The organism is Achromobacter veterisilvae (assembly GCF_037619525.1).
Classification (GTDB): Bacteria; Pseudomonadota; Gammaproteobacteria; order Burkholderiales; family Burkholderiaceae_B; genus Achromobacter; species Achromobacter veterisilvae.
Map to the genome: position 1 here is coordinate 1257184 of NZ_CP148753.1, position 12568 is coordinate 1269751.

The following is a 12568-nucleotide window of genomic DNA, read 5'->3' on the forward strand; positions in this document are numbered from 1 at the left end:
GCGGCAAGCCCGGCGTCCATCGCGCTTTCACATGCTTGCCTGGCGAGGCGGGAACCCCCGCCCCGGATACCTATCTAAGGCCTGTGCTCTCGATCCAGCCCATGTGGTGGGCGAACAGCACGAACAGGAACAGGGCCACCGATAATCCGATGCGTACCGTCAGCGCGTTGACCGTGCGGTTGGTGGAGCCCTTGTCCCGCATCAGGTAGACCAGGGCGGATGCCAGGCTGGCCAGAATACCGATAAAGGCCAGGACGACAAAAACGCGCATGGTGGTCTCCGGACAAATCAGAATTATTGAAGAAAGATGGCCAGACCGCATTCAACCCGCTATACGGTAGCCGCACTGCTGCTGCTGGGCGCCGCCGTGATGATCCTGGCGTCGCTGGGGCAATGGCAATTGCGCCGCGGCGACGAGCGACGCGCCATTCTGGCGGCTATCGAGGCCGGCCGCAAGCAGGCGCCGCTGCAATTGGCGCCGGACACGGATCCCGCCGGCATGACCCCCTGGCGCGCCGCGCAGGCCACCGGCGTGTGGCAGCCGCAATTCAGTGTACTGCTGGACAACCGCAACCACGACGGCAAGCCCGGCTATTGGCTGGCCACGCCATTGCTGCTGGATGCCGATGCGCGGCGCGCGGTGCTGGTGCTGCGCGGCTGGCTGCCGCGCGCCCTGCCGGCGCCTGGGCAGGCGCCGGGCCAGGGGCCGGCGCGGCCGTCCCTGCCGGCCGCGCCCGAAGGGCCGCAGACGGTGACGGGCGAGCTGTCCTTGCGGGTGCCGCGGCTGTTCGAGATCTGGTCGCTGGGCGGATCGGACCAATCCGCCTTGCCGGCGGCGCTGCCGGCGGCGGGCGGCGACGTGCCGCAAGTGCAGAACCTGCCGCTGGACGCCTACGCCAAGGCCACCGGGCTGGTCCTGCTGCCCACAGTGCTGCTGCAATCGGACGGCGGCGCGGACGACGGGCTGGTGCGGGATTGGCCGCAGCCGTCCGTGGATTACCAGCAGAACACGTCTTATGCCGTACAGTGGTTCGCCTTCGCCGGCATCGCCGCCATCGCATGGCTGGCGGTGCTGGGGGGCGCCGTCCGGCGCATGCGGCGCCGCGGGCCCCAGGCCTGATCCGGCGCCCACCCTCAACCCGCAAGACGACAGGATAAAAAGTGGCTCGCGACATCTCTTCTACCCGCCCCGCAGGCAAGCGTTCACTGATGCCCATGCTGCTGGTGTTCCTGTGCTCCCTGGCGCCCATCGTCGGCGCTTTCGTGGTCTACATGAATCCGCAATGGTGGCCCGACGAATCCAGCAATTACGGCGCGCTGGTGAGTCCGCAGCGGCCCATGCCCGCGGCCGGGGACCTGCGCCTGACCACGCTGGACGGCAAGCCCTTCGACCTGCAAAGCCTGAAGGGCAAGTGGCTGCTGGCGGCCGCCGATGGCGGGGCCTGCCCGGAAAGCTGCGCCCGCAAGCTCTTCATCGCCCGCAACAGCCACGCCAGCCAGGGCAAGAACGTGGACCGGCTGGCCCGCGTCTGGTTCATCACGGACGACGCGCCGGTGCCGGACAAGGTGCTGGAGGCCTACAAGGGCACGATCATGGTGCGCGCGAATCCCGACCAACTGGCCCGGTTCCTGCTGGCGCGCGACGTCGCCGCCGGACAACCCGGCCTGCAGGACCCGATCTGGGTGATCGATCCGCTGGGCAACCTCATGATGCAGTACCCTGCCGAAGCCGACGGCGTGAAGGTGCGCAAGGACATCAGCAAACTGGTCTATAGCTCAAGGATAGGGTGACCCCCCCCGGAGCGCCTGCGGCGCTTCCCCCCCAGGGGGGCGCCGCAGCAGACCGGCGGAGCCGGATCTGCGCGGCCCTGATTGGCGTGGCGGCGTTTGCATGCGGGGGGGCTGCCGGTGTGGCGGCGGGGGCTGCTGGTTTTTCGTGCCGCGGAATCCGCGCGGCAGAGTCATGGTTTATGGAAATGGAACGCATCAAAGCGCGGTATCGCAAACTGGTTTTTTTCACTTGGTTCCTGACGCTGGACCTGATCATGTTCGGCGCCTTCGTGCGCCTGACGGACTCCGGGCTGGGCTGCCCCGACTGGCCGGGCTGCTACGGCAGCGTGACGCCGCTGGGCGCCATGGGCGACATCCACGAAGCGTCCCAGGCCATGCCCTTCGGCCCGGTCACGCTGTCCAAGGCCTGGATCGAGATGATCCACCGCTATGTCGGCTCCATCCTGGGCATGCTGATCATCGGCATCGTGTACATGGCCTGGCGCTATCGCCGCGAACTGGGCCGCTCGCCCGCCCTGGCCGCGACCACCCTGGTGGCCGTCTGCGTGCAGGGCGCGTTCGGCGCCTGGACCGTGACGCACAAACTCATGCCCGCCGTCGTGACCGCGCACCTGGTGTTCGGCCTGTCGGTGCTGGCGCTGATGACCTGGCTGTCCGCGCGCGAACGCCCGCACCTGGCCGTGCCCGCCGCGGCCGCGCGCTGGAAGCCATGGGTGGCCGTGGGCTTCGGCCTGCTGCTGGTGCAGGTGACGCTCGGAGGCTGGGTCAGCACCAACTACGCGGCGCTGGCCTGCATGGATTTCCCGATGTGCCATGGGCAATGGGTGCCCGAAATGGACTTCCACGGCGGGTATTCGGTCATACGCGGCCTGGGAGAGCTGCCTTCGGGCGAGATGATTTCCCAGCCGGCGCTCACGGCGATCCACTGGGTCCACCGCAATTTCGCCTTCGTGGTGTTCCTGTACCTGGGCGCGCTGGCCTGGCGGCTGCGGGCCGAGCCCGGGCTGCGCGGCCCCGCCACCCTGATGCTGGCGCTGCTGGCGGCGCAGCTCCTGACGGGCCTGACCACGATCTTCTTCCAGTGGCCGCTGTTGATCGCGGTGTTGCACAATGGAGGCGCCGCCGGCCTGACGCTGGCCGCGGTGGTCTTGATGGTGCGTCTGTCCACCGCCGGGCGCGCGCCCGCGGGCGGCTACGGCCCCAATTCGGTGCGCGTTTAAAATAGGGCTCATTATGACCAGTATTGCCGCTCCCCAAACCGGATTGTTCCGCCAGTATTTCGTCCTGACCAAGCCGCGCGTGACGCAACTGGCGGTGTTTTGCGCCGTGATCGGCATGTTCCTGGCCGCGCCCGGCATCCCGGACATGCGCCGGGTGCTGTTCGGCACCATCGGCATCTGGCTGCTGGCCGCCGCCGCCTTCGCCATCAACTGCCTGATCGAACAGGAAGTCGACGCCCGCATGCTGCGCACCGCGCGCCGCGCCACGGCGCGCGGCACCATCTCGGCGTTCCAGGTGCTGACCCTGTCGGGCCTGCTGGGCGGGGTGGGCATGTTCGTGCTTTATCGCCTGGTCAATCCCCTGACCATGTGGCTGACTTTCGCCACCTTCGTCGGCTATGCCGTCATCTATACCGTCATCCTCAAGCCGCGCACGCCGCAGAACATCGTCATCGGCGGCCTGTCCGGCGCCATGCCGCCGGCCCTGGGCTGGGCCACGGTGGCGGACTCGGTGCCGGCCGAGGCGTGGATTCTGGTCCTGATCATCTTCATCTGGACGCCGCCGCATTTCTGGGCGCTGGCGCTCTACCGCAACCACGATTACGCCAAGGCCGGGCTGCCCATGCTGCCGGTGACGCACGGCAACCAGTTCACGCGCCTGCACATCCTGCTCTATAGCGTGGCGCTGGTCGCCACCACGCTGCTGCCCTACGCCATCCGCATGAGCGGCGCACTCTACCTGGTCTCGGCCCTGGCGCTGGGCGGGATGTTCGTGTCGTACGCATGGCGGCTGTACCGCGCCTACAGCGACGAACTCGCGCGCAGCATGTTCCGGTTTTCCATTCTTTACCTGGCGCTGCTCTTCGGCGCCCTGCTGGCGGACCATTGGGTCGGCCTGTTGCGCTGATTCCTTGGAGGTTGTCGATGTCCGTGTTTTCCGCCGGCCGCAGGTTGGCCTTGCGCCTGGGCGCAGCCGCCGCCTTCACCGCCGCCCTGGCCGCCTGCGGCGAGAGCGCGCCCGCGTTCAAGGGCAGCGACATCAGCGGCACCCAACTGGGCCGCGGCATGGAGCTGTCCGACTACGACGGCAAGACGCGCCAGTTGTCCGACTTCGCCGGCAAGGTGGTCGTGGTGTTCTTCGGTTTCACGCAGTGTCCGGACGTATGCCCCACGTCGCTGGCCGAACTGACCGAGGTCATGAAGAAGCTGGGGCCGGACGCCGAACGCGTCCAGGTGCTGCTGATCACGGTGGATCCCGAACGCGACACGCCCGAGATCCTCAAGCAATACGTCACCGCCTTCGATCCGCGCTTCCTGGGGCTGACGGGCACGCCGGACCAGGTCAAGAAGGCCGCCGCGTCGTTCAAGGCCTATTACGCCAAGGCGCCCACCAAGGACGGCGGCTACACCATGGACCATACGGCCGCCTTCTACCTGCTGGACGGCAAGGGCGAATCGCGCGTGCTGGCCAACAACAATATCGGCGTCGATGCGCTGGCGCACGACATCCAGGCCCTGCTGAAGCAATAGGGGCGGCGCTATTTGCGCGTGGCGGCCCAGCCGTCCAGCGCGGCGCGCGCCGCGTCGCCGAGTTCGGCGGCGGGGATCTCGCGCCGGTGGGCCATGATCATGAGCGCGTAGGGCGTCGCCAGCGCGGCCGCCTCGGGGCACAGGCGGTGTTCGTCGCCGACGGACGGCGAGACGTTGCGCCAGTAGTTGATCGCCTGTTCGAGCAGGGGCAGGGTGACGGGATCCATGCGCCTATTGTCCACGATTGGCCATCCCTGTCCACCGCGCCCGGGCAGCAAAGAAGCGTCACCATCGCAACATGCCGAAACCGCGGCCGGGTGCTATACCACTGCCGGTTAGTTACGATGGAGTATCGCCATGAGTACCCCTACCCGAATCGAAGCCCCGCGCCGCGCCCTGCATCCGCTGGTCGCGGCCGCGGCAATCGCCGTCATCGTCCTGTGTTCGGTCGGCGTCGCCGCCGTGCTGGGATGGCTGCCCACGCCCTCGGCCAATCCGCATGCCGACGAGCCGGTGGCCGAGGCCGGCCCGGAAGGCGCCAACCTGGCGCCTCTGCCCGCGCAGGGCGCGCCGGCCCGGCAGGCGCGCCCTGCGCCGGCTCCCGCCCCTGCGCCCGCGCCCGCGAAGCAGGTTTGCGCCAGTTGCGGCGTGGTCGAATCGGTCCGCCAGGTCCAGGTGCCGGCGAAGGACAATAGCGACCACCTCGTCGGCACCATCGCCGGCGGCGTGGCGGGCGGCGTCGTCGGCAACCAGTTCGGCGGCGGCAACGGCAAGACGGCCCTAACGGTGCTGGGCGCGGTCGGCGGCGCTTTGGCAGGCCGTGAAGTTGAGCGTAATATCAGACAGCAACAAACGGTGACGCACTATGAACTCACCGTGCGCATGAACGACGGCGGCACGCGCCAGTTCCGCAGCGCGCAGCCGTTCGCGTTTGCGTCCGGCGACCACGTGCGAGTGGAGAACAACCAACTGCTGCCGGGATGAGCCCGGCGCGCAAGGCAATCATCTGTCTTTGGGGAGACCAGGAATGAGCGACCAACAAACAAACCCGTTCGTCCTACCCGGCATGGGCCAGCATTCCGACCTGTCCGGCAACCCGCTCCTGGCCAGCATGGAAATGATGCGCCAGGCCTGGGCCGGCCTGACCGGGCCGGGAGGCCTGGCCAGCAGCCTGCCCATGGCGCCCCCGATGAACCTGGAAGACCTGGACCGCCGCATCGCGGAACTGCGCTCGGTGGAAAACTGGCTGCGCATGAACCTGAGCATGCTGTCCAGCACGATCCAGGGCATGGAAGTGCAGCGTTCCACCATCAGCACGCTGCGCGCCTTCGTGGACAGCGCGGCCAATATGGACATCGCCGCCGTGCGGGAAAGCGGCGCGGCGTCGCCGCTGGAAATCGTGCTGGGACTGAAGCCCGCGCCGAAACCCGAGGCGGCCGCGGCCTCCAGGGCGCCGGAAAACGGCAATGCCAAGGGCCAGGAGGCGGCGGGCGAGCAGCCCGCGGCCGCGCCGGGCATGAGCGAACAGATGGGCGCCGCGGCGCAATCGGCTTCCAAGGCGTGGTGGGACCTGCTGCAGCAGCAGTTCAACCAGATCGCCGCCGCCACGGCCGCGACGATGCCGGCAGCGGCGGGCGCCGATTCCCCGGCCAAGGCGAAGCCGGCCGATTCCAAGGCCGCGCCCCAGGCCCAGGCGTCCAAGCCGGCGGCCCGCAAGCCCGCCGCCCGTAGCGCCAAGGCCGGCAAGAAAACGGGGCCGGCCGCGGGCTGACCCTCCTCTTTCAATCGATGCCCTGGACGGCCGCAAGGCCGCCGGGCCGTCTTCAATATTCTGGAACTTATGCTTAATGTAGTGATTCTCGCCGCCGGACTGGGCAAGCGCATGCAGTCCGACCTTCCCAAAGTGCTGCACACGCTGGCCGGCAAACCCATGCTGTCCCATGTGCTGGACAGCGCGCGCCAACTCGAGCCGGCGCGCATCGTCGTCGTGGTGGGGCATGGCGCGGATCGCGTCAAGCAGGCTTTCGAAGGCCAGGCCGACCTGCACTTCGCGCTGCAGCAGCCCCAGCAGGGCACCGGCCACGCGGTGCAGCAGGCCGTGCCGCTGTTGCTCGAAGGCGATGGCAAGGACGACGTGACGCTGGTGCTGTATGGCGACGTGCCGCTGGTGCAGCCCGAAACCCTGCGGCGCCTGCTGGAGGCCCGCGGCGACGGCGCCGCCGTGCTGACGGAAGTGCTGGCGGATTCCACCGGCTACGGCCGCATTGTGCGAGACGAGCGCGGCAACGTATGCCGCATCGTCGAACACAAGGACGCCTCGGACGCCGAGCGCGAGATCCGGGAAGTGAACACCGGCATCCTCGGCGCGCCCACCGCGAAGCTGAAGGACTGGCTGTCCCGCATCGACAACAACAACGCCCAGGGCGAGTACTACCTGACCGACACGGTCGGGCTGGCCGTGGCCGACGGTGTGCCGGTGGGCGCGGCGCAGCCCGGCGCGGCCTGGGAAACGCTGGGCGTGAACAGCCGCGTGCAGCAGGCCGAACTGGAACGCCGCTGGCAGGGCGAGCAGGCCCGCCGCCAGCTCGAAGCCGGCGTGACGCTGGCCGACCCGGCGCGCTTCGACGTGCGCGGCTCGCTGACCTGCGGGCGCGACGTGTTCATCGACGTGGGCTGCGTGTTCGAAGGCCAGGTGACGCTGGCCGACGGCGTGCGCGTGGGCCCGCATTGCGTGCTGCGCGACGTCAGCGTCGGCACGGGCACGCACATCGAGGCCTTCAGCCATCTACAGCAGGCCCAGGTCGGGCGCGACGCGCGCGTCGGCCCCTATGCGCGCCTGCGTCCGGGCGCCGAACTCGGCGACCGCAGCCACGTGGGCAACTTCGTCGAAATCAAGAAGAGCGTGCTGGGCGAGGACAGCAAGGCCAACCACCTGGCCTACATCGGCGACGCCGACATCGGCGCCCGCGTGAACGTGGGCGCGGGCACCATCACCTGCAACTACGACGGCGTGAACAAGCACCGCACCGTCATCGAGGACGATGCCTTCATCGGCTCCGACACGCAACTGGTCGCGCCGGTGCGCGTGGGCCGCGGCGCCACGCTGGGCGCCGGCACCACCCTGACCCGGGACGCGCCCGCCGACAAGCTGACCGTATCGCGTCCCAAGCAACTCACCGTGGACAGTTGGCAGCGCCCGGTCAAGAAATCGTGACGGCGGAGAAAGACCCGGCGCCGGGCGGCGCCGCCAAGCCCGCCGCCCCGCCCGACGGCCTGCCCACGCCCCGGCGGTACTGGGCGGCGGCAACCGTGATGACGGGCATCAGCCTGTCGGTGCTGGACACCACCATCGCCAACGTCGCCCTGCCCACCATCGCGGTCGACCTCAATGCCTCGCCGGCCCAGGCGGTGTGGATCGTCAACGCCTACAACCTGGCCGTGGTGACGATGCTGCTGCCGCTGTCGGCGCTGGCCGAGCGCATCGGCTTTCGCCGCATGTTCACCTTCGGCCTGATGCTGTTCACGCTGGCGTCCCTGGGCTGCGCCCTGGCCGGCTCGCTCTGGCAACTGACGGCGGCGCGGGTGTTCCAGGGGATCGGGGCCGCCACGCTGATGTGCATGTTCGGCGGGCTGGTGCGCAACATCTATCCGCTGAAACTGCTGGGTCGGGGCATCAGCATCAACGCCACCACGGTGGCCGTCATGTCGGTGCTGGGGCCGACCATCGGCTCGGCCATCCTGTCGGTGGCGCCGTGGCCGTGGATCTTCGCGGTCAACCTGCCCATCTGCGTGCTGGCGATGCTGGGCCTGCGCCATCTGCCGGAAGTGCCGCGCAACAACGTGAAGCTCGACTGGATCAGCGCCCTGCTGTGCATGCTCACGCTGGGCGTGTTCATTTCCGGCGTGGACATGATGGGCGCGGACCTGCTGCGCGGCATCGGCCTGGTCGCGATCGCGACGGCGGCCGGCCTGGTGCTGGTGCGCCGGGCCAGTCGGCAACCGATGCCGCTGGTGCCCGTCGACCTGCTGCGCATCCGTCCGCTGGCCTTCGCCGTGGGCGCGTCGGCTTGCACGTTCGCGGCGCAGATGGCGTCCTACGTGTCCCTGCCGTTCTACTTCCAGCAGGTGCTGGGCCGGCCCTACCTGGAAGTGGGCATGCTGATGGGCGCCTGGCCCGTGGGCACCGCCATCATCGCTCCGCTGGCGGGCCGGCTGTCCGACCGCTATTCGGCCGCCACCCTGAGCGGGGCCGGAGCCGCCACGATGGTGGCCGGCATGCTGTGGCTGGCGGTGCTGCCGGCGACCGTGTCCAACTGGCCCGTCATCGCGGGGATGTTCGTGGCCGGCGTGGGCTTCGGGTTCTTCCAGACGCCGAACAACCGGGCCATGCTGTCGGCCGCGCCGCGCTCGCGCAGCGGCGCCGCGGGCGGCCTGCAGGCCACGACCCGGGTGTTCGGCCAGAGCTTCGGCACGGCGCTGGTCGCCATCGCCTTCAGCATCAGCCTGGCCCATGGCCCGGGGCTGGCCCTGGTATTGGGAACCATCTGCGCGGGCCTCGCCGTGGTGGTCAATACCGTGCGGTTCAGCAAGTTGAAGCCCTAGCCGGGCCTTTGTACCTCGGTGCTTGTGTCTGACACCTGCTGAAGTTCTGGTGCTTGTGTCTGACACCCGTACGAAATGTTCTTCGGGTCGAGACGGCGCTTCCCGGGTGTCAGACACCCGGCGGCGCTGAAGCAATCCGTCCAGTCATCTCGTACGGGTGTCTGACACCTGCTGAAGTTCCGGTGCTTGTGTCTGACACCCGTACGAACTGTTCTTCGGATTGAGACGGGGCTTCCCGGGTGTCAGACACCCGGCGGCGCTGAAGCAGTCCGTCCAGCCATCTCGTACGGGTGTCTGACACCTGCTGCGTCCAGTCATCTCGTACGGGTGTCAGACACTAGCCAGAGCCGCTTCTATAATGGCGGCCGGCGCCCGGTTCGGATACCGGGCGCGAGGCTTACCTATTTTTAAGGCGTTCAGGCATGAAGATCACGGTCGTGGGTACCGGTTACGTGGGGTTGGTGTCGGGAGCATGCCTGGCCGACATGGGCAACGACGTCATGTGCCTGGACGTGGACGCGGCGAAGATCGCCCTGCTGCGCCAGGGCGGCATCCCCATCTACGAACCCGGCCTGGAAGACCTGGTGCGCCGCAACGTGCAGGCCGGCCGCCTGCATTTCACCGACGACGTCGCGCAAAGCGTGGCCTTCGGCGACGTGCAGTTCATCGCCGTGGGCACCCCGCCCGGCGAAGACGGCTCGGCCGACCTGCAATACGTGCTGGCCGCCGCCCGGAACATCGCGCGCCACATGACGGCGCGCAAGCTGATCGTGGACAAGTCCACCGTGCCGGTGGGCACGGCCGACAAGGTGCGCGAGGCCGTCGCCCGCGAGCTGGCCGCGCGCGGCGTCGAGATCCCTTTCAGCGTGGCATCCAACCCCGAGTTCCTGAAGGAAGGGGCCGCCATCAACGATTTCATGAGCCCGGACCGGGTCGTGGTCGGCGCGGACGACGATTACACCATCGGCGTCATGCGCCGCATCTACGAACCGTTCCAGCGCACGCACGACCGGCTGATGGTGATGGACGTGCGCTCGGCCGAGCTGACCAAGTACGCCGCCAACGCCATGCTGGCCACCCGCATTTCATTCATGAACGAAATGGCGAACCTGGCCGAGGCGCTGGGCGCGGACATCGAGCAGGTGCGCCGCGGCATCGGCGCCGATCCGCGCATCGGCTACCACTTCCTGTATCCGGGCGCGGGCTACGGCGGCTCCTGCTTCCCCAAGGACGTGCAGGCGCTGGTCAACACCGCCTCGGAGAATTCGCTGCCCATGCGGGTCATCGAGGCCGCCGAGGCCGCCAACCATGCCCAGAAATTCCGCCTGTCCGAAAAGCTGGTCGCCCGCCTTGGCGAAGACCTGAGCGGCCGCAAGATCGCGCTGTGGGGCCTGTCCTTCAAGCCCAATACGGACGATATGCGCGAGGCCCCCAGCCTGACGGCCATCGCCGAGCTGACGCGCCGCGGCGCCGAAGTGCGCGCCTACGACCCCGTCGCCATGCACGAGGCCGCCCGCGCGCTGGCCGGCAAGCCCGGCATCAGCTTCGCCAGCGACATGTACGACGCGCTGGACGGCGCGGATGCGCTGCTGATCGCGACCGAATGGAAGGTGTTCCGCGCGCCGGACTTCGACCGCGTCAAGGCCTTGCTCAAGCGGCCGCTGATCATCGACGGCCGCAACCTCTACACGCCGGCCGACGTGCGCGCCCTGGGCTTCGAATACTCCGGCATCGGGCGCGCATGAAAATCCTGCAACTGAACTTCGAGAAAGGCTGGCGCGGGGGCGAACGGCAGACCCTGTACTGCATGCGCGCGTTCCGCAAGGCCGGCCATGACGTCGAAGTGATGTGCCGCGAGGGGGCGCCGCTGGCCGAGCGCGCCCGCCAGGAGGGTTTCGTGGCCCACACCTGCCGCAACGTGCCGGGGCAATTGGCCTTCCTGGCCGGCGCGGGCCGATACGACATCGTGCACGCGCAGACCGCCAACACCATCACCTGGGCGGTGCTGACCAAATGGCTGCATCGCCGTCCGGTGGCCTTTTCGCGCCGCACTTCCTTCGTGGTGAAGCCCGGCGACGAATGGAAGACCGGCTACAAGTGGCGCCACGCCGACCTGTTCGTCGCGATCAGCGAGATGGCCGCCAGCGAACCGCGCCGCCTGGGTATCGAGCCCGTCATCATCCGCAGCGCGGTCGAACCGCACGAGATCGACGCCGGGAACGTCGCCAACCTGGTGGGCGAATTCGGCCTGGCCGGCAAGAAAGTCATGGCGACCTCCGCCGCGCTGATCCGCGACAAGGACCCGGTGACGCTGGTGCGCGCCGTCGGCGAACTGGCCAAGACCCGGCGCGATTTCGTGTTCCTGCACTTCGGCGCCGGCGGCGACCGCGAACAGCAGGCCAAGGACGAGGCGCGCAAGCTCGGCATCGAGGACGTCTACCGTTTCGCGGGCTTCCGCAAGGGTGTGGAAGACTTCTACAGCATCCTCGACGTGTTCGTCATGAGCTCCGAGGAAGAGGCCCTGGGCAGCAGCGTGCTGGACGCCTTCCTGCAGCGCGTGCCCGTGGTGTCCACCGACGCCGGCGGCCTCAAGGAAAGCCTGGCCGACGGGCGCGGCGTGCTGTGCGCCGTGGGCGATTTCCACGCCATGGCGCAAGGGATGGCGCGCTGCCTGGACGACGCGGCGTTCCGCCAGGAAGTCACCGGGCGCGCCTACGAGTACGTCCGCAACGAGCACGACGTGCAGAAGATGGGCGACCGCTATCTGGCGCAGTTCGAGCGCCTGCTCGCCCGCCGCTGAACGGCGGGCGGCGCGGGCTCAGGCCCGGACGTCTATCCGGGTTTCGAACTTGGCCCGATGCACCGAAAAGAACGTGCGCACATTGCGCACGTTGGCCTGGGCCGTGAACGCCCGATGCACCAGCGCGTGGTAGGCCGGCATGTCCTTCACCTGCGCGATCACCACGAAATCCGGCCCGGGCGACACCCGGTAGCATTGCAACACCGAGCGTTCGGCCAGCATGCTGCGCTCGAACTCGTCCAGGCGTTCCGCCGCCTGCACGTCCAGCGTGATCTCCACGATGGCGGTCAGGGTGCTGCCCAGCTTCCCGGCCGCCAGGATGGCCACCTGCCGGTCGATAACGCCTTCTTCCACCAGCCGCCGGACCCGCCGCAGGCAGGTCGGCGGCGACGCGTGCACCCGCTGGGCGAGGTCCTGGTTGGTCAGCGAGCTGTCTTCTTGTAACTGTTCAAGAATGCGCCGGTCCAGATCATCCAATTCCGGCAGCGGAATCGAGGCGTTCTGCATGATTTATTTCATGAGAATGAATTTGAAGAAAGATTATTTAATCACAATTATGTAAGGGAATTAATTTACATATATGGCCGGATAAAGAAATCAAATTTCTTTGCGGGACGAGCACAAT

Annotated in this window: 14 protein-coding genes; 11 read left to right on the top strand and 3 right to left on the bottom strand. The window is 68.2% G+C overall.

Features of this window, described 5'->3' with window-relative positions:
* Positions 1-70: 70 nt before the first annotated feature.
* Positions 71-271, bottom strand: coding sequence for a twin transmembrane helix small protein (locus WHX56_RS05895; protein ID WP_006392373.1), 201 nt, complete (start codon positions 269-271; stop codon positions 71-73).
* 36 nt (positions 272-307) lie between these two features.
* Between WHX56_RS05895 and WHX56_RS05900 the strand changes: the two genes are divergently transcribed.
* From WHX56_RS05900 to WHX56_RS05920, 5 genes are all read left to right on the top strand, one after another.
* The gene (locus WHX56_RS05900) at positions 308-1120 is read left to right on the top strand and encodes an SURF1 family protein (protein ID WP_338880712.1); all 813 of its coding nucleotides are present in this window, start codon (positions 308-310) and stop codon (positions 1118-1120) included.
* 89 nt (positions 1121-1209) lie between these two features.
* Positions 1210-1791: an SCO family protein gene (locus tag WHX56_RS05905; RefSeq protein ID WP_422393654.1), complete on the top strand. Its 582-nt coding sequence runs from the start codon at positions 1210-1212 to the stop codon at positions 1789-1791.
* Between the two features lie 185 nt (positions 1792-1976).
* Positions 1977-3011 carry a COX15/CtaA family protein gene (locus WHX56_RS05910; protein WP_129241298.1) on the top strand — a complete coding sequence of 345 codons (1035 nt, stop codon included), beginning with the start codon at positions 1977-1979 and terminating at the stop codon, positions 3009-3011.
* Positions 3012-3024: 13 nt separating this feature from the next.
* Positions 3025-3918: a heme o synthase gene (gene cyoE, locus WHX56_RS05915; protein WP_338880714.1), complete on the top strand. Its 894-nt coding sequence runs from the start codon at positions 3025-3027 to the stop codon at positions 3916-3918.
* 17 nt (positions 3919-3935) lie between these two features.
* Positions 3936-4541, top strand: a complete 606-nt coding sequence (locus WHX56_RS05920; RefSeq protein WP_287754879.1) for an SCO family protein — start codon at positions 3936-3938, stop codon at positions 4539-4541.
* An 8-nt stretch (positions 4542-4549) separates the two neighbouring features.
* Here WHX56_RS05920 and WHX56_RS05925 read toward each other — a convergent pair whose 3' ends face one another.
* On the bottom strand, positions 4550-4768 hold the full coding sequence (locus WHX56_RS05925) for a DUF3717 domain-containing protein (protein WP_129241301.1): 219 nt from the start codon (positions 4766-4768) through the stop codon (positions 4550-4552).
* A 130-nt stretch (positions 4769-4898) separates the two neighbouring features.
* Between WHX56_RS05925 and WHX56_RS05930 the strand changes: the two genes are divergently transcribed.
* From WHX56_RS05930 to WHX56_RS05955, 6 genes are all read left to right on the top strand, one after another.
* A complete protein-coding gene (locus tag WHX56_RS05930; RefSeq protein ID WP_338880715.1) occupies positions 4899-5525 on the top strand; it encodes a glycine zipper 2TM domain-containing protein in 627 nt (208 codons plus the stop codon).
* A 43-nt stretch (positions 5526-5568) separates the two neighbouring features.
* The gene (locus WHX56_RS05935) at positions 5569-6312 is read left to right on the top strand and encodes a PhaM family polyhydroxyalkanoate granule multifunctional regulatory protein (RefSeq protein ID WP_129241303.1); all 744 of its coding nucleotides are present in this window, start codon (positions 5569-5571) and stop codon (positions 6310-6312) included.
* 69 nt (positions 6313-6381) lie between these two features.
* On the top strand, positions 6382-7755 hold the full coding sequence (gene glmU, locus WHX56_RS05940) for a bifunctional UDP-N-acetylglucosamine diphosphorylase/glucosamine-1-phosphate N-acetyltransferase GlmU (protein ID WP_338880716.1): 1374 nt from the start codon (positions 6382-6384) through the stop codon (positions 7753-7755).
* Positions 7752-9143 (top strand): MFS transporter, encoded by a 1392-nt coding sequence (locus WHX56_RS05945; RefSeq protein ID WP_129241305.1) that lies wholly within the window; start codon positions 7752-7754, stop codon positions 9141-9143. The genes glmU and WHX56_RS05945 overlap by 4 nt, the downstream gene beginning before the upstream one ends.
* Before the next feature lie 422 nt (positions 9144-9565).
* Positions 9566-10888 carry a UDP-glucose/GDP-mannose dehydrogenase family protein gene (locus tag WHX56_RS05950; protein ID WP_338880717.1) on the top strand — a complete coding sequence of 441 codons (1323 nt, stop codon included), beginning with the start codon at positions 9566-9568 and terminating at the stop codon, positions 10886-10888.
* Positions 10885-11943, top strand: coding sequence for a glycosyltransferase family 4 protein (locus WHX56_RS05955; protein WP_338880718.1), 1059 nt, complete (start codon positions 10885-10887; stop codon positions 11941-11943). The genes WHX56_RS05950 and WHX56_RS05955 overlap by 4 nt, the downstream gene beginning before the upstream one ends.
* An 18-nt stretch (positions 11944-11961) precedes the next feature.
* Here WHX56_RS05955 and WHX56_RS05960 read toward each other — a convergent pair whose 3' ends face one another.
* Entirely contained in the window at positions 11962-12450 is a 489-nt protein-coding gene (locus tag WHX56_RS05960; RefSeq protein WP_338880719.1) for an Lrp/AsnC family transcriptional regulator, read from the bottom strand.
* Between the last annotated feature and the right edge of the window lie 118 nt (positions 12451-12568).

Coding starts and splice junctions, on each gene's coding strand:
- WHX56_RS05960 (WP_338880719.1), bottom strand. CDS start 12,450: ATGCAGAACGCCTCGATTCCGCTGCCGGAATTGGATGATCTGGACCGG.
- WHX56_RS05955 (WP_338880718.1), top strand. CDS start 10,885: ATGAAAATCCTGCAACTGAACTTCGAGAAAGGCTGGCGCGGGGGCGAA.
- WHX56_RS05930 (WP_338880715.1), top strand. CDS start 4,899: ATGAGTACCCCTACCCGAATCGAAGCCCCGCGCCGCGCCCTGCATCCG.
- WHX56_RS05895 (WP_006392373.1), bottom strand. CDS start 271: ATGCGCGTTTTTGTCGTCCTGGCCTTTATCGGTATTCTGGCCAGCCTG.
- WHX56_RS05920 (WP_287754879.1), top strand. CDS start 3,936: ATGTCCGTGTTTTCCGCCGGCCGCAGGTTGGCCTTGCGCCTGGGCGCA.
- WHX56_RS05900 (WP_338880712.1), top strand. CDS start 308: ATGGCCAGACCGCATTCAACCCGCTATACGGTAGCCGCACTGCTGCTG.
- WHX56_RS05910 (WP_129241298.1), top strand. CDS start 1,977: ATGGAACGCATCAAAGCGCGGTATCGCAAACTGGTTTTTTTCACTTGG.
- cyoE (WP_338880714.1), top strand. CDS start 3,025: ATGACCAGTATTGCCGCTCCCCAAACCGGATTGTTCCGCCAGTATTTC.
- WHX56_RS05905 (WP_422393654.1), top strand. CDS start 1,210: ATGCCCATGCTGCTGGTGTTCCTGTGCTCCCTGGCGCCCATCGTCGGC.
- glmU (WP_338880716.1), top strand. CDS start 6,382: ATGCTTAATGTAGTGATTCTCGCCGCCGGACTGGGCAAGCGCATGCAG.
- WHX56_RS05950 (WP_338880717.1), top strand. CDS start 9,566: ATGAAGATCACGGTCGTGGGTACCGGTTACGTGGGGTTGGTGTCGGGA.
- WHX56_RS05925 (WP_129241301.1), bottom strand. CDS start 4,768: ATGGATCCCGTCACCCTGCCCCTGCTCGAACAGGCGATCAACTACTGG.
- WHX56_RS05935 (WP_129241303.1), top strand. CDS start 5,569: ATGAGCGACCAACAAACAAACCCGTTCGTCCTACCCGGCATGGGCCAG.